Origin of the sequence: Salinispora vitiensis, from assembly GCF_000378825.1 — a bacterium.
Taxonomy (GTDB): Bacteria; Actinomycetota; Actinomycetes; order Mycobacteriales; family Micromonosporaceae; genus Micromonospora; species Micromonospora vitiensis.
On record NZ_KB900388.1, the window covers coordinates 563,069 to 585,089 of the forward strand.

Below are 22,021 nucleotides of genomic sequence, written 5' to 3' on the forward strand. Positions count from 1 at the left end.
CACCAGCAGGTAGCTGGCCGCAGCCTGTCACCGCTGGGCGGCTTGCCCTCCCGGAGCCCACTCGTTGGCGAAGGTCTCCATCTGGCGAATGACCAGGTCGACGGCGGCGCGTTCCTGGTCCGGTGGATAGTCGTAGCGGGCCAGGAGGCGGCGGATATGGCTGCGCAGTTTGGCGCGTACCGGTTCTCGGGAGAACCAGTCCACCGTGATCGACGACTGGATCGACGTGACCAACTGCCGGGCGATCTCCGCCAGGGTGCCGACCCCCATGAGCTCCGTGGCCGCGCCGTTTTGCGCGACGGCGTCATAGAAGGCCAGTTCAGCGTGGTTGAGCGGAGGGTCGAACTGCTGGCCGCGCCGGGCGTCCGTAGACACCTCCTTCGCCAGCTCAACGAGCTCGACGATTAGCTGCGCGCTGGTCAGCTGCTGACGCATGTAGCGGTTCATCAGGTCTTCGAGCTGGGTGGAGAAGCGCTCCTGCCGTACCACGTTGTGCTTGGTCACCTCGCGCATCTTCCGCTCGATCAGCCGGCGTAGTGCCGAGGCGGCGAGGTGCGGGGTATCCGAGTTTTGCAGACGCTGCAAGGCGACCCCGTTGAGCTCGGTGATGTCGAGCTTGCCGAGGCCGGCCTCCTCGTAGATATCGGTGATGTCGGCGGCGTCAACCACCTCGGCGGCGAGCTGGGACAGGTAGCGTTCCACCTTGGCTGTGTTGGGCAGTCCCTTGGCCTCACGGTCGGCGGCCTCCTCCTTGACGATCCAGACCCGAACATCGCGGAAGTAGTGGATGTCGCGGCGTAGACGCTGGATGTCACCGGCGCGTTCGGCGAAGTCGCGGCTGGTGGCGCAGAGTGTGTAGAACCGTTCCAGGCGGCCTGCCGAGTCGCGGAAGCGCTGGTGCAGCGGCTTGGTGCCGGGCTCGACGACGTTACCGGGGGTCCGCGGGTCACGCAGAAAGTTCGCAGCCTTCCGCACCGCCCGCAGCCAGCGGGTCGGGTTCTTGTCGTCGTCGAGGATCCCCCGCCACTTTATCGGGGCCAACATGGCCTCGATGACGGAGATCTCGTTGTGCACCTCACTGATCGCCCGGTCGATCTCCCTGCCGAGGGTCTGGTCCTCCTGGTCACTGGGGGTGTACTCGGTGAGCGCCTTGCGCAGGTTCTCGGTCAGCGGAGCGTAACCAACCAGCAGCCCGTCCTGCTTCTCCCGGAATCGACGGTTAATCCGGGCTAGCGCCTGCATGAGGTTGGCGCCCTTCATCGGCCGGTCCATGTACATGGTGTGGATCGGCGGCGCGTCGTAGCCGGTGAGCAGCATCGAGTGCACGATGAGCAGCTCCAGCTCGTCGTTCGGGTCCTTGGCGCGAGCCTGGACGGTCTTCTGCTGCGACGGCCGCAGGTGATGCGGGCGCAGCAACTCCTTATCGCTGGGCACCCCATGGAAGACGATCTTCATCTTTCCCTTGTCGAGGGCCGGGTCCGCCCAATCGGGCCGTAGCTCCTTGATCGCGTCGAAGACGCGGACGCAGATCTCCCGGGTCGCACAGACGAGCATCGCCTTGCCCGGCCCGCCGAGCTGTGGCCGCACGAGCTCGCGTCGCTTTTCCCAGTGTTCGACCACGTCCTTTGCGAGGGTCTCGACCCGGTCGGGGGCGCCGTAGATGGTGTTCATAGTGGCCGCGTACGCCTCGGCCTTACGCCGCTCCGCATCGTCCAGGCTGGCGGTAAGCGTTTCCACCTGTTCGTCGATGCTGTCCGGATCGATGTCCGGCGGCAGCGATACCGGGATGATTCGGGGCTCGTGGTAGACCCGTACGGTCGCCTCGTCGTCAACGGCACGCTTGAGGTCGTACAAGTCGATTCTCTCACCGAAGACGGCGCGGGTGTTCACTTCGGTGGTGGCGATCGGGGTGCCAGTGAAGGCAATAAACGTGGCGTGCGGCAGCGCGTCACGCAGGTGCCGAGCGTAACCGTCCAGGCTGTCGTAGTGGCTACGGTGCGCCTCGTCAACGATCACCAGGATGTTGCGCCGGCCGGAAAGCAGCGGATGCGGCCTCCCGGCCTCCCGCTCTTCTCTTGTACGCCCGAACTTCTGCAATGTCGTGAAGATGATGCCGCCGGAGTTCCTGTTCGAGAGTTCGTCTCGCAGCTCGGCGCGGGAGTCGACCTGGATGGGTTTTTGGCCGAGCAGACCCTGGCTGTCCTGGAACGTGTCGTAGAGCTGATCGTCAAGGTCGGTACGGTCCGTGAGTACAACGATGGTCGGGTTCTTCAGAGCGGGGTCGCGCGCGGCAAGCGCCGCCGTGCACACCATTTCCTCGGACTTGCCGGAGCCCTGAGTGTGCCAGACGAAGCCCGCCTTTCCGTCGCGCTTCGACGCCCGCACGATGCACTCGACGGCCCGGATGACTGCGAAGTACTGGTGCGCCTTGGCGATCCGCTTGCTCTTCGACGTGAAGTTGACGAACCCGTCGGTGAGCTGGAGAAAGCGCCGTTGGTTGAACAGACCGTACAGGGCGACGATCAGCGCCTCCGGGCCGTCGTAGTCGGGCACAGTGGCATCGACGGGCTTGCCCTCGTCGTCGATGTTCCACGGCGCGAAGTGCTCGTACGGGGTGAACGGAGTGCCGTACTTCGCGGTGATCCCGTCGGAGATCAGGCACAGCACGGCGTGCCGGAAGGCGAGCGGGAACTCCGCGAGGTATGTCTGGAGCTGAGCATGCGCTCCGGTGAGGGTCGCGTTTTCGTCGGCAGCGTTCTTGAGCTCGACGATGGCGACCGGCAAGCCGTTGAGGTAGAGCACAATGTCGAGCCGGCGGCGGAAGTCGCCGTCGACGAGCGTGACCTGGTTGACCGCCCGATAGACGTTGCGGCCGGGGTCGTGCAGGTCGGCCAGGCGCACGGTGGGGTTGTGCTCGGCACCGTACGCGTCGGTGTAGACGACCGAGCGGATCCCGTGGACCAGCCGCTTGTGCGCCTCCCGGTTCTCGGCGAACGCCTCTCGGGAGGCAACGTCGGTAGCGGTCCGCACAGCGTCGGCGACCGCTGTCGGCGGCAGGTTGGGGTTGAGGCGCTCGATCGCGGCTTGCAGATCCTCGAAGAGCACGAGATCGGCCCAGTCCCGCCGCTGCCCCGAGCCGGGCGCGAAGTCCTTTCCGGCGGCTGGTTCCCAGCCAATCTCGCCGAGCTGCTCGAGCGCCAGCGCCTCCCAGCCCGCCTCGTTCATCCGCCCGTTCAATCCCATCCCAATCCCTCCCCGCAACCTTTTCCTGCCTAAACGGTTTCTTCGACAACCTTTTCGGCGTCCTTGACTCGCAACCGTCCCGACATCAGCTCGGGCAAAAGCGTGTCGCGCAAGTGGGATAGCCGATGCGACTCAGCGAAGCCGCATTGCACTCTCTTGATCATGGGTTGCGCCAAGTCGGTGTAGCGCTGAATGACTGACGGTCTAGCCCATGGCACTCGGAAGCCGGCAAGATCGCTCCAGCGGGCTCGGGGCATCCTGGTGCCGTCGCTTCTTGCTGTGGCATGGGCAATTACCTCGTCGCTTGACAAAGCCATAAGCAGCCAGGGTAGGTAGTTGGAATTCGACGGCCGGATGACCAGAATGTCGGTAGAACACACCCCACCAACCTGGGCCACGCCCACCTTGTGAAAATACGGGCGCAGCTTGCCGAAGAGAATGTCACCTGCGGCGAATCGGCTTTTCTGGCTGATCACTCCGGCTGACGCGCCCCAGCGATGGAGCCACATCGACCTGCGCGGCATGTGTTCGAGCCCGATGTAAGGCTCGTCGTCGACTAGCGTGCTTGGCTGCGTGCTGTTCTTGACAAGGATGCCGATGTCGCTGATTGCGATCTGTTCCTGCCTGTCGGCCAGGGTTTCGTAACTAGATCGTAGAAGTCGTTCAGCCGTGGTCGCGATGCGATCGTTGAGCAAAATCTTTTCATCCAGTGTCCCCAATACGCTCGCTACGGCTCGTTGTGTCGAGCGTGGTGGGAACGGCACGCGCAAACCCTTGATGGAACTCAAAGGGGTTGCGATTCCGGGCACACCTACTGTCGAGGCATTCGCGAGGATGGAGCGCTGCCCTTCGGGCGACATGAACCAGTAGTGGTAGAATTCAGGGACCGCGATCGACTCATCCAGCCGCGTTTTTACCTGGCTTGATCCGATGACATAGCGGTCAAACCGCGGCTTTCGTGGCACCATGGATACTTGGCCAATGGTGCCACGATGGGTGAAGATCAGATCGCCCGGTGCCACATTGGCTGAGATGAGCTCATCTGCCTTTTTGGTTCCGACGAAAACGAAATCCTCGTCCACGAAGATGCCGCGAGCAAGATTTACGCCTCGTATTACCGGCACTCCTGAGTCGACATAGTTCTCCTTCGTGATTTTGGAGCCAAAAGGACCCATTGAGAAGGCGGATCGTTCCGGTGATGAAAGAGTTCGATACTCGACGAAGGGCCAGTTAGACATCGACCCTCCCCAGCTGATGACGAACAGCAGTGTCGAGGCGGGCCGATTCATCGAGCTGGGCGTACAGCTCCTGGGTTAGGCGTTCGATGCGGTCGGCTAGCGGCTCGGCGTCCGGATCTTCTTCGGCTTCGGCGGCGCCCACGTACCGGCCAGGGGTAAGGACATGGCCGTGGGCGGCTACCTCGTCGACCTTCGCGGAGTAGCAGAAGCCGGGCACGTTCTCGTACGCCTGGCCTTGGGATTTGGCGGACTTAGTTCCGCGCCAGGCGTGATAGGTGTCGGCGATCTTGGCGATTTCCTCGTCAGTGAGGATGCGCTCGGTGCGGTCGACCATCGTGCCGAGGGTGCGGGCGTCGATGAAAAGGGTTTCGCCGCGCCGATCGGTCAGCGCCCGTGCGCCCTGCGGAGTCTTGTCCTTCGTCAGGAACCACAGGCAGGCGGGGATTGCCGTGGTGCGGAACAGGTTCGGCGGGAGGGCGACCAGGCATGCCACCAGGTCCGCCTCAACCATGGCGCGGCGGATCTCGCCTTCGCCGGATTGCTTGGAAAACATTGAGCTGTTAGCGAGGACGACGCCGGCGCTGCCTCGGTCGCCGAGCTTCGAGAGCATGTGCTGAAGCCAGGCGTAGTTGGCGTTGCTCTGTGGGGGAACGCCGTAGCGCCAGCGCGGGTCGGTCTCCCGGCGGGCCCAGTCGCTCATGTTGAACGGCGGGTTGGCCATGATGAAGTCGGCCCGCATGTCCGGGTGCTTGTCGTCGACGAATGTGTCCGCCCAGCGGTCGGCGATGCCGACGGGGTCCATGCCGTGGATGGCGAGGTTCATCTTCGCCAGCCGCCAGGTGCGCTCGTTCGCCTCCTGACCGTAGATGGCGATGTCGTGGGTGTGGTCTAGCCCGGCGTGCTTTTCCACGAACTTTTTCGACTGCACGAACATGCCCCCGGATCCGCAGCACGGGTCGTAGACCCGGCCTTCATAGGGTTCCAGCACATCGACGAGGACTCGCACCACGCTGGGCGGTGTATAAAACTCGCCAGCCCGCTTGCCCTCGGCGCGGGCGAACTTCTCCAGGAAGTACTCGTACGTCTCACCGAGGACGTCCTTCGCTTCCCGACCGTCGTGACCGGTGAAGCGGGCATCGCTGATCAGGTCGAGGAGTTCCTTCAACCGCTTCTGGTCGACGTTGTCTCGGTTGAAGATCTTCGGAAGGACGCCGGTCAGCGCGGGGTTCTCTCGCATGATCACGTCCATGGCGTCATCTAGCAGTGCGCCGACGCCACTAGGAGCGTTGTTCACCAGGTAGTCCCAGCGGGCGGTCTCCGGTACCCAGAAGACGTTGGCGCTGGTGTACTCGTCGCGATCGTCGAGAAACTGAGCGTGGCGATTTTCCGGGATGTCGGAGAGGCTGCCCTTGATCTCAGCGCGGCGTTCGGCGAACGCGTCCGAGACGTATTTGAGGAAGACCAGGCCGAGGACGAACTCCTTGTACTGGGCGGCGTCCATAGAGCCGCGCAGCTTGTCGGCGGCCTTCCACAGGATGTCCTGGATCTGCTTGGTGCTGGACACGCCGAACAGCTCAGCCTGTCCGTTGGCGCGTTTACGTGGGGGCACTGTGTGTTCCGTTCTCTCGTTCAGGAGTTCGTACCGTACAAAGTCGTGAGGGTGCCGTCGGCGAAGCCGGTCACGATGAGTTCGCGCAACTTCGCCAAAAGGTCGGCCTGCCGTTGCAGTAGATGCTCGCGTTCTTCCAGATGGCGTAGCACGTCGTCCAGGCGGGCTGCCTCGTCACGGGCCAGGTCGGGGATCGTGACGTCCCGTAGCCGCGGGCCCCGCACTGCACCAGGGCTGCGTGCCATGTTGCGGGCGGTGCCCAGGAGTGCCGCCAGCACTCGGGGGGTGAGGGAGTCGCCAGGGGAGATGCGCAGGCCGCTGGCGGGGTACTCGATCACCGAGAAGCCGTCGTCGTCGAGGAAAACCCCGAAGCGAGGAACGCTGGTGACCACGAGGTCACCAGGTTCGGTGAAGGCGACCTGCGGGTACTGCGCGGCGAGGGTGAGCCGGTCCATCCAGCGCTTGGACGACTGCGCGAGAACCTCTGCCGCGCCGATGACCTGGTGGTGGCCCCGCGGTCCGACATGATCGGGGCTCAGGCGGTGCCCGGCAAGGTGGCGGACCCGGCGAGCCGTTCGCAGCGCCTCGAAGGAAAGCCCCTTCGGCCTGATTCCATCGCGCTGTACCGCTCCGGTGTTCAGGAAACCGTGCTCCTTCGCGTACCGGACAACCTCTTGCTCAGCGTCAGTGAGACGGCGCTCGACCTCGCCGACGAGCGCGGGGCGGTCGGCGGCCAAGCGGGCACGCAGGGTGACTGACGCTGGACCGGGCGGCCGGAGCGCGGCAGCCCGGCGCAGGTCGAGGCTCTCCAGAGTGACGATTCTGCCGGTGCGCGGGTCGTGGCCGTCGCTGCGGTGCCCCTCCGCGCGCCAGAGGAGGATGTCCTCGGCGGCGGACTCGATAGTGGTATGGTCAAGCACGTGACCGCTGAGGTCGGCGAGGAGTACGCGGCCCTTGTTGGTGGGGGGCGGGTCCCGGGTCAGCAGCCACAGAGCGGCGCGATGGCCTGGCCTGGCCGGGTAGACGCCACCCGGCAGCTGCACAATTGCCTCGACGATGCCGCTGCTCAGCAGCGCGGAGCGGCGCAGCGCCGCTGGCCCGTCTCGTAGTTGGTCGACGAGGCTGCTGGCGGGGCCGACGATGATGGCCGTGCGGCCGGGACCGAGTAGATCGGTGATCGCTTCGACCTGGTTGAGGTCGGCGAGGGCGTCTCGACTCTCCGCCGGCTGGTACGGGAGCCGGGTGACGACGAGGTCCGGTTCGGCGAACTCCTCGTTCAGCTCATCGGCGCGCACGTCGAACTGGAACTCGGGCAACTCGGCGAGGAGTAGCTGCCGGCGCACCATGCGAGCGAGTTCCTCGTCGGCGACAGATGCGTTGACTCGCAGCTTGTCGCGGTCCTGATCGGTCACCAGCGCTGTCAGCAAGTCGCCGACGCCCGCATTGCCGTCGGTGATGGCGAGGGCACGGTGGGTCTGCAGCCGGGTCGGCACGTCGGCCACTTGGCGGATGAGAGCCACCGTCTCCGGAGTGAGTGCATCCGCTGTCAGTTCGGGCCAGCCGAGGCGGTTGGCGGAGTTGAGTAGGAACTGACAGCTGTGCCAGGGGTCGAAGGCTCCCTCGATCAGTTGCTCGATCAGCTGGGCGAGCCCCGTCGCTTCAGGGGCGCCGGTCAGCTCGTGTAGCAGGAAATCGTCTTCGGGATCGATGCGGCGGGCCAGCGGTAGCGGATCGGCTGGCAGTGCCTTGCCAGTGAGGTGGCGGAGGCAGAGCGCGGCGCCGAGGACGAGGACCGTGCGTTGGCCACCATGCCGCCGGGCGTACGCCGCCAGTGTGTGCATGGACCGCTCGGCGCGCAGGGTATCCGAGTCGGCGTTGCCGAGCCCGGTCCGGCGTAGCCAAGCCACGACCGCGTCGGCGGGAAAGAGCGGCTGGCCGTGGTTGCCCGGCACCGGTGTGGGGAAGTCGGGGTACCGCCGGCGCCAGGTTGTAACCGCAGGCTTCGTGACTCGCGCGAGCAGCGCGATCTCGCGCTGCGACATCAACTCCGTCTCCATGGCTCACCTCCTCGCTCTGGCGGTCACGGTACGAGCCCTGGCGCTCGATGACGAGCATTGATCTGTTATCCCGGGATAACAGGGTGTAGTGCATTGTAAGCAACGAATCTGCGGTTCCCTCGATGCGTTAACGACATCAGGGGGTCTGATGAACGACACGGTCACGCTCTATCAGGAACTCCGTGACCGCCTGCAGCGGTCCCAGGTACCTCGCACGGCCAGCGAGCTGGTTCTTGCCGCCTTCCGCGGCGAGCAGGTGCTCGATGACGTTCTGCGAGGTGAGGCGCTTCCGCCATCGCCCGAGTTGGGTGAGACAGCGGACGCGACGCCGCAGGCGTTCCTAGAAGAGATCCGGGTCGCCGGCTTCCGTGGGATCGGCCCGCAGGTCACGGTCGGGCGGCTGCCCAAGACCGGGCTGACCGTATTCTTGGGCCGCAACGGCTCCGGGAAGTCCAGCTTCGCCGAGGCGACCGAGTACGCGCTGACCGAGGACTCCCTGCGCTGGGCGCAGCGTCCGCCGGCCTTCCGCGAGGGCTGGCGGAACCTGCACCACGACGGCGCATCGGAGATCCGCCTCAGCCTTCGGCTTGACTCCGGCCAGCAGGTGATGACCCACCACACCTGGCCGGCCGGGACCACCGAGCTGACCTCCGCGACGGTCACCACGGCCGTGGGTGGCGCCGCGATGCCGCCCGGTCAGGTGCCACACTGGATCGGTCAGGCCTCCAGGTACCGGCCGTTCCTGTCTGCCCGCGATCTCGAACGGGTCATCACCGCGAAGCCGACCGAACTGTACGACGCGATCGCGCCGCTTCTCGGCCTGGGCCCGCTACGCGACACCGACGCCCGGCTGCAGCAGCGGCGCAAGGCCTACGACGACCGAGCCAAGGCGCTCAAGGTGGCCTTCACCGAGCTGCGCGAACAGCTCACCCAGTTTGACGACCAGCGCGCCCGCGATGCCCTGGATGCTCTCGGCACCCGTTCGATCTACGCGAACCTGTCCCTGTTGGTGGACCTCGCCTGCGGCGCCCCCGCCGCTTCGGAGGAGCTGGCAACGGCAGCCGCCCGGCGGCTCATCGAGCAGGACCTGCCCGACCTGGGTGAGGCGCTGGTTGTCCTCGCCCAAGCGGCGGCAGCGATGCGTGAGGTGACCGTGACCGACAGCGGCGCCGCCGATCGGAGCGCCCAGTTGCTGCGGGCGGCACTCGCCGTGCACCACGATCGCGGGAACGGTCCTTGCCCGTTGTGTCGCGTCGGAACCCTGGACCAGGACTGGCGTATGCAGGCCGAGGAGGAAATCGCCAGGTTGACCGCCCTCGCCGCGGCGGCGCGTAAGGCCCAGCAGGACTACGCACACGCCGAGCAGGCGGTTGACGGGCTGCTCGCTGACGCTCGCCGGCTGCTGGAACCCGCTGCCGATGCGCTGGCATCCCACATCCCCGGGGAAAGCACGGCGATGCGCGAAGCTCTCGCTGGGCTCGGTCCCGATCGGACCGCCTGGGACAGTGTTGTCGCGGCGCACGCCACGTTCGTGAAGGCGGCGGCCGACTGGCTCGCCCGGCGTCACGACGCCTGGCGGGAGCCCGGTGCCGCGATTCGTCGGTGGGCCGACGCCGCAGCTGTGGTCCGCGCCGAGGCGCCGGCCCTGGCTCTGCTCACCAAGGCCCGTAAAGCTCTCGACACCGTCGGGAGGGCGATCCGGGCCGACCGACTGGGCAGCTTCGCCGCACAGTCGGACAGGATCTGGCAGAAGCTGCGGCAGGAGAGCAACGTCGAGCTGCGCCAGCTGCGGATGGAAGGAGCGAACAACACCCGTCGGGTCCTGTTCCCCGTGGCCGCCGATGGCGTCGAGACCACCGCGCTTTCCGTGATGAGCCAGGGTGAGCTGCACGCCCTCGGCCTGGCGGTCTTCCTGCCCCGGGCCTGCGCCGAGACCAGCCCGTACCGGTTCGTGATCATCGACGATCCGGTGCAGAGCATGGACCCTACCAAGATCGACGGCCTGGCCGAGGTGCTGCGGGAGATCGCCCTGACCCGGCAGGTCATCGTGTTCACCCACGACGACCGGCTGCCGGAGGCGATCCGTCGCCTTGACATCGAAGCCGACGTCCGGGAGGTCACTCGTCGCGAGGGTTCGATCGTCGAGGTCCGGAAGGTCTGCGACCCGGCGGACCGCTACCTCGACGATGCCCGTGCCCTGGTCGCCGCGCAAATCCCGGACGAGGCGAAGTGCCTGATGGTCGCCGGATTCTGCCGGTCGGCTATCGAGTCGGTGAGCATGGATCGCTACCGGGCCGCCGAGCATCGGCGCGGCACGCCCTACCAGCAGATTCAGGAAGGGCTCAGCCGGGCGCACACCGTCAAGGACCGGCTCAGCCTCGGGCTCTTCGGCCGCCTCGTACCCCGACCGGCGCTCTTTGCCCGTCTCGACCGTGACTACGGTACGCAGGCCACCCGGACGGTCAAGGCGGTGGCGGATGCCGTCCACGGTCACCGGACCATGCCCGTCCGGACGATGGTCAGCAATACCGCTGCGCTCGTGGGGCGGTTGCGATGACCACGTCCCTGTACCTCGCCACCGCCGACCGGATGCTCAGCAGCGTCATCCGGGGTGCCCGTGGAGCCTGGCCCCGTGCGTGCGCGTGGCTGCTTCGCCACGAACTGGAAGCAGCGATGGACCGGTACTGGGCTCGCGTCTGCCCCGAAATCGGACGGACCCGGGTGCAGCGGCCGAAGCTGCTGCTGCTCGCCCACTACGCCGGCCCCGACCTTGGGCGCCGGGCCAGCTACCTGTGGTGGGCGCTGTCCCGCGCCGGTCACCACCACCACTACGAACTCGGCATCACCGCAGCCGAGCTGACCCGGCTCCGCGCCGAACTCCTCGATTTAGTCGCGCTCCTTGACCACTCGGAGGCACCAACATGCTGAAGCGAGATCAGGCCATGCTGATCCTCGGCGTTGAAGCGCTGGCCATCGTCGGCGTCGTCTACTACCTCATCACGCTCGACCTCATCAGCCTCGCCTGGTCGGCGTCGATCGCGATCGCCATTCCGGCCTGGCTGCTCGCCGTGAAGGCGCCGACGACGTGCGGCGTGACCACCCAGAACGGCGGCCGGTGCGGACGCAAGGTCAACGGAGCGATCTTCGGCTGCGGCCGGTCGAACCATACCTGGGTAGAGTTCTTCGCCCGCTTCGGCTGGCGTCGACAGCCTGACCCGAGCAGTCGGCGGAGCCGGTCTACCGAGGCTAGGTCGCTGAGCGGGGACTTCCGATGACGTCGGTGTCGGAAATCTGACGCATAGACCGACATGTCATCCGTCCTATCCTGGAGGGCTTTGCCTCGGGCCGATGGCCCGGCGGATCAGGACTGGTGTACGTCGACTGACTTGGAGACGAGATGCTGTTGACCCGACCGGATGTGCTCCACCTCGTTCAACAGGCCGCCGGCCGGTGGGCAGACCAACTGATCGACTTCGGCCCGCGCAACACGCTGCTCTACTTCAAGGAGCGACAGACTACCACTCTCGATCTTGCCGAGGCGGCTGCTGAAGTGGTCGCCGACCTGCTCCGGGGACAGAAGGTTCGCCTACGGACGCTGTTCCCGGACCAGGACCGGCACAACACCGCCTGCAACACTGCCCGCAGTCTCCGCCGGAAGCTGGTCGAGCTGGAGGAGGAGCAGGGCATCCAGGCCGGTTGGGTGACCCGCGGCCTGCTCTGCATGGTCGGTCCGTACACCCGCGGATCCGTGCCGATGCAACCGCTGCGGGCGCCGCTGATCCTCCAGCAGCTTGCGCTGGACAGCAGGACGGCGACCGAGAACGACTTCACGCTTGAGCTTTCCGAGTCCCCCGAGATCAACCCCGTCCTCCTGTACGCGTTGGAGCGGCAGTACGGCGTGGAGGCGGATATCAGCGTCCTCCGCGAGAAGTTGAGCGCGATGCTGTCCGAGATCGCTGACCCGGACCAGCAGCTAAGCGCCGCCTACGAGCTGATCGTCGAGGCGGTAGCTCCCAGTGGTCTGTCTCTCCGGCTCGAGCCCGCAGTGATCGCCGGCGTCTTCAGCTTCGACAAGCTTCCCATGGTCGAGGACCTGCGCAACTCGGCCGAGCTGCTCGCATCACACCCGGTGATCGGTGCAATGGCGGGCGACCACGACGCTCGGCAACAGCTGCGCACTGAGCAAGCGCAAGGGTCCAGTTCCAGTGCCGATCAGATTGATCCGGCCAATGAGTTCCTGGTGCACGATGCGGACTCCTCCCAGCAGTCGGCGATCGACGCGGTGCTGTCCGGCCGGCATGTGGTCATCGAGGGTCCGCCCGGCACGGGTAAGAGCCAGACGATCGCGAACATCATCGCGTACATGGCCGCGATGGGTCGCAGCGTGCTGTTCGTCTCGGAGAAGCGGGCTGCCATCGAAGCGGTGATGAACCGCCTTGGCGACGTCGGGCTCGACAACCTGGTGTTCGACCTGCACGACCGCAAGATCAGCAAGCGGCAGGTAGCCCATCGCATCGCCAATGTCCTCACTCAAGCTGGCGCTGAACCACCCGTTGACACCGACGAACTGCACCGCCGCCTGCGTAGCCGCCGGGCCGCGGCGAAACGGCACCCGGCCGAGCTGCACGAAGTACGGCAGCCCTGGGGGGTGAGCGCGTTTCAGGTCATCGAGCAACTCCTCGCACTTCCGACTCTCGATGTCAGCGGCTTCAACCTGCGCGCGTCCGAGCTGCGGAACCTTGACCGGTCAAGGCTTGAGGCCGCGCGGGAGGACCTTCGGACCTTCGTGGATCGAGGCGGCCTGAGGATCTGGCGCGGGGAGTCGCCGTGGGCAAAGGCGGATATCCGCACCCCAGAAGATGTCGGCAAGGTGCTGGTGCATCTCGATGAACTCGCGGCCGGCGCCCTACAGGGCGCACAGCGCCAGATCCGTGACTTGGTCGACCGCGCGGGGCTGGACGTTCCGGACGACCTCGCTGCGTGGAGGGACCTGTTCGACCTGCTCAGCGAGGTCGACCGCACCATTGCCAGCTACGGTGAGCAGGTCTTCGGCCCGGATCTGGACGACTTCGTCTACGCGACAGCACCAGGGAGATCCCGGCCGCGCCGCTCCGAGCCGCTCGGGATCTTCCGCCGATTCCAACTGCGCCGCGAGCTGCGGCGAACCTGTCCGGCCCCTCCCAAGAGCCGATCCGAGATGTATCAGGGCCTGGTCGCCGCGGCGGGCCAGCGGGAGCGGTGGCGGAAGCTCAGCCGTCAGGACAGCGCACCAACTGCTCTGGCGGGCGCCGACCTGTGCATGTCGTCCTTCACACAGGTGCGTAACCACCTCGCCGCGGTGGCGGCATGTGCCCGGATCGACGGTCTTGAGCGTGGGCCCACCACCACCGCGGCCAACACGCTCGCCGAGTTGAACGCCGAACGCGAGACGTTGTTCCTGATGCCTGACCTGAACAAACAGCAGCAGCTGTTCCGCTCATTGGGGCTAAGCCACATGCTCGATGACCTGGCCACCCGGCAGGTCTCAAGCGACGAGGCAGCCGACACCCTGTTGCGCGCCTGGTTGCAGGTGGTCCTCGACGAGATGCGCATGCGGGTCCCGTACCTCGGTCAATTCGTCGGGCAGCAGCATGCCGCGGTGGTCCAGGGCTTCCACGCTGCGGACAGCCGTCACATCGAGATGGCCGCCCGGCACGTGCGCCGCAACGTGGCAGTGAACCTGCGGAAGATCCGAGACGCCTATCCTGACCAGAACAGCCTCGTCCGGCGGGAGGCGGCCAAGAAGAGCCGGCACCTATCTCTGCGGAAGCTGCTCAGTAGCGCACGGGAGGTGCTCGTCGCGGCGTTCCCGTGCTGGGCCATGTCGCCGCTGGTGGTCAGCCGCATCCTGCCGCCCGAGCGGTCGTTCGACGTGGTGATCTTCGACGAGGCGAGCCAGATCGAGCCGCACGACGCGGTCGCCTCGATTATGCGTGGCACCCAACTCGTCGTGGCCGGCGACCCGAAGCAACTCCCACCCACGCCGTTCTTCCGACGCCTCGTTCAGCAGAGCCCGGCTGGCGAAGACGATGATCTCGGCGACGAGAGCCTTGAGGACTACGAGTCCGTTCTTGACGTCCTCGGTGGCCTCATCTCAGACCGGTACCGCCTGACCTGGCACTACCGCAGCCGAGACGAGCGCCTGATCGCGTTCTCGAACGTCGAGATCTACAACCGGTCCCTCGTTACGTTCCCCGGCGTGCAGGTCGACAGCCCGCTGCGCTTGGCGACGGTGGACGGCCGTGTCGTCCCTGGGCAGAGCGGTTCGTCAACGGAGGAGGTCAACCGGACGGTCGAGCTGATTGTCGAGCACGCCGAGCAGCGACCGAACGAAAGCCTCGGCGTCATCACGATGGGGCAGAAGCACGCCCTGCGGATCGAGGCGACCTTGCGTAGTAGACGCCGAGAAACTGAGCACCTCGACGACTTCTTCTCCCAGGACCGGGCCGCGAGCCAGCGGTTCTTCATCAAGAGCCTGGAGAACGTCCAGGGCGACGAGCGAGACGCCATCATCCTGAGTATTGGCTACGCCAAGACCAGGGACGGTCGACTTCCGCTGCGCTTCGGACCGCTCAACCAGGAGGGCGGTGAACGGCGCCTCAACGTCGCGGTCACCCGAGCGCGGAGTCGGATGACCGTGGTGAGCGCCTTTTCCCACCACGACATGGACCCGAACCAGACCACAGCAACACGGCACCGCGGCCCCGAACTGCTCCGCCGCTACCTCGAGTTCGTCGACCTCGGCGGCGACCTGGGCGCGCGACAGCACACCGGGGTCGAGCTCAACGGCCTCGAGCGCAGCGTTCTGAAGGCTCTCCAGCAGCAGGGCATCAACGCCGTGCCGCAGTGGGGCGTCTCCGGCTACCGCATCGACCTAGCCCTCGCCCACCCAGACCAGCTCGGCCGAATGGTCCTCGCTGTGGAGACCGACGGACACTCGTACCACCAGGCACACAGCGCCCGGGACCGAGACCGACTACGCCAGCAGCACCTTGAGCGTCTCGGGTGGGAGTTCCACCGCATCTGGTCGACCGACTGGTACGTGGATCCGGCGGGCCAGACAGCCCGGCTCGTGGCCCGCTGGAAGCAGGCGGTCGACCGCGCCAACCACGCCGCGAGGAGCCACCCCGTACCGTCGGCACGCCGGCCCGCTCAGCAACCGACGCCGCCAGCGACCCGCCGTGGCCCCCGGCCCGATGTGCCGATCGGCCTGCGGATCACCGACTACACGCGGGAACAGTTGGTACAGATCTGTACCTGGCTGGTGAGCGACCAACTCCAGCGTGATCGGGATGAGCGCCTCCAAGAGGCCATGAGCGAACTCGGCTTCCGCAAACGGGGCGCAATCATCCTCCAGCGCCTGACCGAAGCACTCGACATCGCGCAGCAGCGCGCCGACCGGGAGGTATCCCGATGATTGCCCTCGACCCGCTGACCCTGGAACGCGTCGCCCGCCTGATCTGCGACGTCGATGGTCCCTATCAACGGACCGGCACGCAGATCGAGCGGTTCCTGCACCGAGTCCGGTGGCCTGGCGAACCACAGTACGACGGCTCTCCGCGGATCCCCTGGCTGACAGAAGTACTCAATTTTCATGCCGACGATGCCGCCGCCCTCGACCGGCTGCTCTGTCGCATCGGTGATCCGTTGGAGTACGACGGCGGCGTCGAGGCCGCCGAACCGATCACACAAGAACTGAACCGCATCCTGGCTCCCGAGCAGCTCACCATCACCTACGTCGGGGGGCGCCCCGTACTCGGTCAGCTCAGCCAGACCAGCGACGTTCCCCTCTACGGGCCGCCACCAGATCTCCACGAGCGGGTGCGACGACTATCCCCCAACAGCAAGGCGATCGACATCCTCATGGCGCGCGCCGACGAAGCGTCGATCTGCCAGAACAACGGAGCCTACGCGCTGGCGATCATCGGCATCGGTAGCTTCGTCGAAGGCCTGCTGCACGTCGTGGTGACTGACCGCGACGAGACCGTGCGAAGGAACGGCCTGGTGGACCGTAACGGCCGACGGGTTCGGGCCGAACGAGCGGGCCTTCACCTGCTCCTTGAGTACGCGCATCGGAAGAAGTGGGTCCAGACCGACGCCAAGGACTTCATGGAGAAGGTCCGGGACTACCGCAACTTCGTCCACCCCCGTCACCAGATCGACTACGGGCTCGTGCCCGACCTGGACACGGTGCGGATGTGCTGGGCGCCTGTACACGCGCTTCTCAATGATCTGGAATCCGCACCATGATCAACAGCTCGTCTCGGTGACCAGCAAGCAAGCGGATTGACCTCTCCTTGTCCAGATGGCGACCTCGACACCGCCGCTGCTACTCCAGCTTCCGAACCAGGACCAGGTGCTGGAGTAGCAGACAGAGGTCAGCGGGGCCGCACCGAGCGAGTGCGGCGACGCGTTCGGCGCAGCCCTCTCGCCTGTAACCCTCAGGACGGCGCAATGCTCGGTTTCAGGTGTGTGTTCACGACCCACCGCGAACGGAACCATCTGCAGCCATTGGTACGGGAACAACTCGACCGTTGGATCGCGGGCCCCAAGTGCTGGGATCCGTCTGCGCTTCAGGAGAATCGGTGGGCGACCATCGGCGACAACGTCAGGGCCCTCCTACTGCAGCACGAGGGGCAGGATGGATCGACGTCAACGCGCGTACGGATCGTCGAAACAAAGCCGGACGGGCAGTGGATCATCCAACTGACCGTACACTCGCCCAACGCGAGAGAGCGGGGGGCGTGGGCCTGGATCGACATCGAATCCCCCGACCCCGACAGCGAGGACCCACGCAGCCGACCCCGCCTCGCAGGCACCCCTCGCTTTCTCGCGCCCGTGCTCGAAATCATCGATGCCTGGGACGGTGCCGCACGTCTGACGACGCGACCAATCGTCATCCGGGGCGACGAAGTCGATGAGGTCCACCGAGCCCTCATCGACACCGACCGACGAGGTGTCGTCTTCGTCGCAGGCAACGACGACTCGCTGCCTTCAGTCCCATGGACTGACCGAGTCGCCAAACTGACGCGGTTCACCATCGGCATGGCCTCGTGCTACGTGCTGGACGGGGAGGCCACACAGTTGCTCAACGACCGGCTCGGCCAGGCCCACGCCGTACTGCCCGGCCGGCTCCGGACCTATCGCTCCCAAGTGCAACCGGACTCCGTCGTCGACGGGCTACGGCACCGGGTCTTGAGCGCCGAACGGATCGCCGACGACAACGAACAGCCCCGGCTCGCGCGGGTCCTCGCCTCCAACGCCCAACTGCAGGCTCTCGAACAACCGCTACCCGCATCGGTGGCGCGGGTACACCGGATGCTGGAACGTATCGCCGACGACATGTTGGTGCACCGGCTCGGCGACGTCAGTTCGAAGCGGCCATCGCTCGTTCCGTCGCAGCCCCAGGCAGCGGCCGTCGAGACGCGAGAGAGTGACCGCCGGCAAGACGACGTCAGCGCGCAGCAAGGCATGTTGCTGGACTACCTGAAGATCAAGGTGGGGGTCGATGACCTGACCGTCGACGGGATCGACGAGATCGTGGGTCTGATCGAGGTCGGTCGGTCATCGCAGGAGGCGCAGAAAGACATCGCAGCCCGATTCGCGCAGCTCCAGGCCGAACTTGATGAGACACAGAAGGCGTATCACGACGTCAAATGGCAGCTGGATGATGAGCAGATCGAGAACCGGGACGCGGTTGAACGTCTGGCCCGGTCCGCGGAGACTGAACGGACGCTGCGCCACCGGCTCGCCTCCATGGGGCAAGCAGAGGTGGCCTGGACGGCACAGCCATCCGAAGCGGACGTCTCCCGGCCGGACAGCTTCGGTGAGTTGCTCCGTTGGCTGCCTAGACTCCAGCACGTCGTGTTCACGGGCGATCCTGACTGCGCTGAGGAACTTGACAGCAACGACCCCCTGGGCGCCTGGGCTTCGAAGACCTGGGACGCATTGCTGGTGCTCCAGGACTATGCAGCGGCGAAGGCAGACGGGCGCTGGGGTCGGGACGTGCATGGCTTCCTGGAGAACACTCCGGATGGCTGCCACGAGTGGTCGACGCGACGACACGCCCGTGACGAGAGCGAGGAGGTCCGAACTAACCCGGCGTTCTGGAGAAAGCGGATGCTACCCGTGCCAGCCTCCGTTGTTCAAGCGGGCAGGATCTTCATGGGTGCACACTTCAAGATCGTTCAGTTCGCCATGATCAGCCCCCGCATGCACTACTACGACGACACGGCGCAGAGCGGACGGATCTATGTCGGCTACATCGGCCGGCACCTACCGACCGGACAGACGAACTGACGGCCCCGAAGGTAATCGCTGAGCCACGGCCTCGGCGGCTGCGGTATCTACGGCTCAGTCAGCCGGTGCCCCGGTAAAGCTCTACCCGCCGCTGGCATTCGGTGGGGGCTTCTCCGCTATAAGGCGTCGGACATGACGTTCGGACACGCCGGCAGCCAGAGCCAGCTCGGCCGGGCTTACCTGCGGACGCTCGGCACGCAGCCGGGCTACAACGTCTGCGGTCCGCTCCGCGCGTCCCGTCACCCGCTTGCGTCGTAAGGTTTGCCGCCGGAGGGGCGCCGACACCTGGTTCGTCGCCGGACTGTCGGAGGCCCCACCCAGCTGCGCCTCCTTCATCTCGGTCATAACCTCCAACGGTAGCGACACCAGTGGTGACGCAGACGCGACGTCAGAGGCAGGCGGCTGGGCGGTGTCTGACGTCCGATGGCCGTTGCCTGGGACCGGCTGCGCTCTGGTCAGCATCTCCACGACCAACAGCAGCGCCACCGCTGGCCAGGCCGCCACGATCCGCGCTCCGAGGCTTGGCTCGGCGGCGGCGATGTTCGCCGCCACGCTGGCCGCCACCCCGACCGCGAACGCCGTCCGGGCCGACCAGCGCACCCTCCGGCCGGCGCGCTTGTCCTCGACCATGGCCGCCGACGCGACGACCAGCATCCCGTCGACCGACAGCGGAAGCACGTAGGCGACCTCGGGGCGCTCACCGAATCTCAACGCCACGGCGACCATGTGACTCCACGACGACCAGGCAGCAATCGCGGCCACCGCGACCGTGCTCACGCCTCGGGCCAGCCGGGTCGGCGTCATCGAACCACCCCCGACCCGAGCCGTCGCTCGATGGCCCGAACCTCGCCGGGGTCCATTGACGGACATTCGCCGATGTCCAGCCGCGTCTGGATATCAGTCCATCGACGCCACCGCCGGACGGCGTCACCCGCGTCGAGACCGGTCGCTTTCGTGATGTCCGTCAGGTCCGCGCCCGCCCGTAGAGCGGAGTAGATCGTCGAGGGTTGGCAGCGAGTCCACCAGGACACCACCGCAGCGGACAACGCCAGCTTCGTCAAGATTTCATCGAGTCCGGAACTTGGCATCCGAGCGACGGCATGGTCGTGAAGATCGAGAAGGAGTTGGAACGGGTTGATCTCATTCGAATCGGCGAACCGCACCGGCGGTTTGGTCGGTCGGGCTGGGTTCATCGAGCACCACCCGATCCGCGTGAGCTGGGCAAACTCAGTGGTAGCGGGTCACCGGCGACGGTGGGGGTGTGGTTCGCATGGTGGTACCTCCGGCCCACTGGCCGCAGCTGCAGGTTGGCAGCTGTTGGCGTTCACCGGGAGGAGGAGGCACGTGCTGGAGAAGTTGATCATCCAGAGGGCACTGCGCGTGCCGGCGAGCACCGGCGCGGCCGGTGATGGCACGTCCGTAGCCCGGCAGTTGGACGCGGCGCTGCTCGATGTCGGGTTCTCGGCGTCGCGGGCTCTGCTGGGCCACATCGGCGGCTTGGCGCCCGAGGCGGCGATGGATCTCGCCGCCATCGTGGTGTCGGCGGTGCGGGAGCTGGTCGGTGATCACGTTCGGCACAACGCGTACTTCATCGGCTTCCCGGACGATGTGCCGGACACCGTAGAGTTCTGGATCGACCGGCTGCGGGCGGCCGTTCTCACCGGTGGGGGCACGGCGACCGACGCGCAGCTGCGTGCGGCTGTCGCCTCGGGTGGGGTGAACCTGCTCGACCTGCCGGCGTACGGGACCTACCAGCACACCTACGCCGAGCTGCTAACGGCACACGATGAGCTGATCACCGCGGCCGGTAGCCGGGTGACGATGCTACGGCTCGGTGATGTCGCCGAGGTGGAGGCGGAGCGGCTGTATCTGGCCCTAGCCGGCAGCGCGACGCCGCTGGGCGAGGCGGACCTGACCGTCCTCGGTGAGCTGGCGGTCGCCTGCCTGGATGGCGCGCAGCCGGCGGAGGTGCCGGTGCGGGAGAACCGTGCCGTGCTCAACGGGGTCCGGCTGGTGCTTGGCCGGCCGCTGGTCGGTATGGACACCACGACGGATGTGCTGCGGCTTGCCTGCCAGGCTTCCGGCGGGGATACCTCACTGGTGACGGCTACGCGGTTCCGGTCGTTCCGGCGCCCGGAGCGGCGGGTGCTGCTCGCTGCGCTGGACGGTGTCGTCGGGGCGAGCCCGGGCAAGCTCGGTGACGTCGCCCGGTACGCCGAGCGGTGGAAGCGACTCGGGGAGCGGCTGCACCCGCACGAGTACGGCCAGTGGCCGCACGCCCGGGAAGTGTTCGCGGTCGCGCGTGGCGAGCGCCGGGTGCCGAACCTGGCGGGTCGGGCCGAGGCGGCCGTCCGTGCCGGCGCTGTCGGTCAGGCCGCGTCGTTGCTGTCGGCCGCTCCGGGCATGCTCCTGCGATCCGCCGACCGGCTGCTACGGCTGGCATCGGCGGCCGAGCGGAGCGCCGTCCTCGACGCGGTCACCGGCGCGTTCGGTGCGGCGTCGGGCCGGGTGCTGCTGTCGCTGCGGGAGCACGTCGACAACCGGCTGACACCTGCGTCAGCCCGGATGTACGCGAGCCGCTCGCGCAGCGCGTGGGTCGGCCCGGATGCCCGCCCGCCGCTGTCCGCCGAGCTGGTGGCCGAGCTGTCGGGCCTGCTCGACGCCGAGATCAGCGCCCGACTGCCGGATCCGCAGCGGCCGCTGCTGGTGGATCCGGAGGTGCTCGACGTCGCCCTGCCGCTGTCGGGCAAGGCGACCGAGAGTGGTTTCGCGGTGCTGCCGCGAGGCTCGCGTGCACCGGTCACCGGTGAGCTGCTGCGCTTCTTCACGTATTGGCGGCAGGCGAGTCGCCGCACTGACTACGACCTGTCGGTGCTGCTGCTGGACGGCGAATTCCACCCGGCGGGGCAGGTGTCCTGGACGAACTACCACCACGACGGGGTGGTGCACTCCGGGGACGTCACCGACGCGACGAACGGCGCGACCGAGTTCATCGACGTGCCCTTGGCGGACCTCGGGCCCTACGTGGTTCCGCAGGTCTACATCAATGCGGGTGAGCCGTTCGACGAGGTCGCCGAGTCGATGTTCGGTTACCAGACCCGGGAGCGGGACCAGCGAGGTGCCCCGTTCGACGCCCGGACCGTGCGGGCGCGTTCGCAGATGCGCGGGCAGGGCCGGGTCGCGCTGCCTATGGTGTTCGCCAGGACCGAGCACGGTTGGCAGGCCGTGTGGCTGCACCTGTACCTGCGGGGGCAGCCGTCGTTCAACCGGGTGGAGGACAACACGTTCACCACGACGGATCGGGTGCGGGCGCTGATGGAGCGGCGGTACCTCACCGTGTCTTACCTTGTCGACCGGTGGCGCGCGCGGGCCGAGGTGACGACGTGGGACGGGCAGCTGCCGGACGAGCCCGTCACGTTCATCGGCATTGACGCGCCGGAGGGCTTGCCCGACGGGTCCGAGGCATACACGTTGGATAGGCTGAGTGAGTTGATCCCTGAGTAAGCGGCGAGAGCCGAGGCCATGCGGGCGCTTCC

Annotated in this window: 13 protein-coding genes; 7 read left to right on the forward strand and 6 right to left on the reverse strand. The window is 66.7% G+C overall.

Going from position 1 to position 22,021, the window contains the following annotated elements; translation table 11 throughout:
- Positions 1-27: 27 nt before the first annotated feature.
- The 4 genes from SALPAC2_RS0102725 to SALPAC2_RS0102740 form a co-directional block, all read right to left on the reverse strand.
- Positions 28-3,243: a type I restriction endonuclease subunit R gene (locus SALPAC2_RS0102725; RefSeq protein ID WP_018215097.1), complete on the reverse strand. Its 3,216-nt coding sequence runs from the start codon at positions 3,241-3,243 to the stop codon at positions 28-30.
- A 29-nt stretch (positions 3,244-3,272) separates the two neighbouring features.
- A complete protein-coding gene (locus tag SALPAC2_RS27190; RefSeq protein WP_162561284.1) occupies positions 3,273-4,481 on the reverse strand; it encodes a restriction endonuclease subunit S in 1,209 nt (402 codons plus the stop codon).
- The gene (locus tag SALPAC2_RS0102735) at positions 4,474-6,045 is read right to left on the reverse strand and encodes a class I SAM-dependent DNA methyltransferase (RefSeq protein ID WP_223874169.1); all 1,572 of its coding nucleotides are present in this window, start codon (positions 6,043-6,045) and stop codon (positions 4,474-4,476) included. Before SALPAC2_RS0102735 ends, SALPAC2_RS27190 begins: the two co-directional genes overlap by 8 nt.
- Before the next feature lie 65 nt (positions 6,046-6,110).
- Positions 6,111-8,147: a DNA methyltransferase family protein gene (locus SALPAC2_RS0102740; protein ID WP_018215100.1), complete on the reverse strand. Its 2,037-nt coding sequence runs from the start codon at positions 8,145-8,147 to the stop codon at positions 6,111-6,113.
- A 148-nt stretch (positions 8,148-8,295) separates the two neighbouring features.
- On the opposite strand from SALPAC2_RS0102740, the gene SALPAC2_RS0102745 reads away from it, so the two are divergent.
- From SALPAC2_RS0102745 to SALPAC2_RS0102770, 6 genes are all read left to right on the forward strand, one after another.
- The gene (locus SALPAC2_RS0102745; RefSeq protein WP_018215101.1) at positions 8,296-10,704 is read left to right on the forward strand and encodes an ATP-binding protein; all 2,409 of its coding nucleotides are present in this window, start codon (positions 8,296-8,298) and stop codon (positions 10,702-10,704) included.
- A complete protein-coding gene (locus SALPAC2_RS0102750) occupies positions 10,701-11,075 on the forward strand; it encodes a hypothetical protein (RefSeq protein ID WP_018215102.1) in 375 nt (124 codons plus the stop codon). The genes SALPAC2_RS0102745 and SALPAC2_RS0102750 overlap by 4 nt, the downstream gene beginning before the upstream one ends.
- Before the next feature lie 14 nt (positions 11,076-11,089).
- Positions 11,090-11,422, forward strand: a complete 333-nt coding sequence (locus SALPAC2_RS0102755) for a hypothetical protein (protein WP_029128950.1) — start codon at positions 11,090-11,092, stop codon at positions 11,420-11,422.
- 122 nt (positions 11,423-11,544) lie between these two features.
- Positions 11,545-15,603: an AAA domain-containing protein gene (locus tag SALPAC2_RS0102760; RefSeq protein ID WP_033662072.1), complete on the forward strand. Its 4,059-nt coding sequence runs from the start codon at positions 11,545-11,547 to the stop codon at positions 15,601-15,603.
- Complete coding sequence (locus SALPAC2_RS0102765; RefSeq protein ID WP_018215104.1) at positions 15,600-16,436, forward strand: hypothetical protein; 837 nt, start codon at positions 15,600-15,602, stop codon at positions 16,434-16,436. Before SALPAC2_RS0102760 ends, SALPAC2_RS0102765 begins: the two co-directional genes overlap by 4 nt.
- Positions 16,437-16,586: 150 nt before the next feature.
- Complete coding sequence (locus SALPAC2_RS0102770; RefSeq protein WP_223874886.1) at positions 16,587-18,485, forward strand: hypothetical protein; 1,899 nt, start codon at positions 16,587-16,589, stop codon at positions 18,483-18,485.
- A gap of 81 nt (positions 18,486-18,566) precedes the next feature.
- Here the strand turns inward: SALPAC2_RS0102770 and SALPAC2_RS0102775 are convergent, their stop codons facing one another.
- Positions 18,567-19,289, reverse strand: coding sequence for a DUF2637 domain-containing protein (locus SALPAC2_RS0102775; protein ID WP_018215106.1), 723 nt, complete (start codon positions 19,287-19,289; stop codon positions 18,567-18,569).
- Complete coding sequence (locus SALPAC2_RS28290) at positions 19,286-19,678, reverse strand: hypothetical protein (protein WP_018215107.1); 393 nt, start codon at positions 19,676-19,678, stop codon at positions 19,286-19,288. The genes SALPAC2_RS0102775 and SALPAC2_RS28290 overlap by 4 nt, the downstream gene beginning before the upstream one ends.
- A 151-nt stretch (positions 19,679-19,829) precedes the next feature.
- On the opposite strand from SALPAC2_RS28290, the gene SALPAC2_RS0102785 reads away from it, so the two are divergent.
- Positions 19,830-21,989 carry a TerD family protein gene (locus SALPAC2_RS0102785; protein WP_018215108.1) on the forward strand — a complete coding sequence of 720 codons (2,160 nt, stop codon included), beginning with the start codon at positions 19,830-19,832 and terminating at the stop codon, positions 21,987-21,989.
- Positions 21,990-22,021: the final 32 nt, after the last annotated feature.

Bases quoted from the DNA above. Each gene is read 5' to 3' on its own strand.
- SALPAC2_RS0102725 (WP_018215097.1), bottom strand. From the start codon at position 3,243: ATGGGATTGAACGGGCGGATGAACGAGGCGGGCTGGGAGGCGCTGGCG.
- SALPAC2_RS27190 (WP_162561284.1), bottom strand. From the start codon at position 4,481: ATGTCTAACTGGCCCTTCGTCGAGTATCGAACTCTTTCATCACCGGAA.
- SALPAC2_RS0102740 (WP_018215100.1), bottom strand. From the start codon at position 8,147: ATGGAGACGGAGTTGATGTCGCAGCGCGAGATCGCGCTGCTCGCGCGA.
- SALPAC2_RS0102745 (WP_018215101.1), top strand. From the start codon at position 8,296: ATGAACGACACGGTCACGCTCTATCAGGAACTCCGTGACCGCCTGCAG.
- SALPAC2_RS0102750 (WP_018215102.1), top strand. From the start codon at position 10,701: ATGACCACGTCCCTGTACCTCGCCACCGCCGACCGGATGCTCAGCAGC.
- SALPAC2_RS0102755 (WP_029128950.1), top strand. From the start codon at position 11,090: ATGCTGATCCTCGGCGTTGAAGCGCTGGCCATCGTCGGCGTCGTCTAC.
- SALPAC2_RS0102760 (WP_033662072.1), top strand. From the start codon at position 11,545: ATGCTGTTGACCCGACCGGATGTGCTCCACCTCGTTCAACAGGCCGCC.
- SALPAC2_RS0102765 (WP_018215104.1), top strand. From the start codon at position 15,600: ATGATTGCCCTCGACCCGCTGACCCTGGAACGCGTCGCCCGCCTGATC.
- SALPAC2_RS0102775 (WP_018215106.1), bottom strand. From the start codon at position 19,289: ATGACGCCGACCCGGCTGGCCCGAGGCGTGAGCACGGTCGCGGTGGCC.
- SALPAC2_RS28290 (WP_018215107.1), bottom strand. From the start codon at position 19,678: ATGAACCCAGCCCGACCGACCAAACCGCCGGTGCGGTTCGCCGATTCG.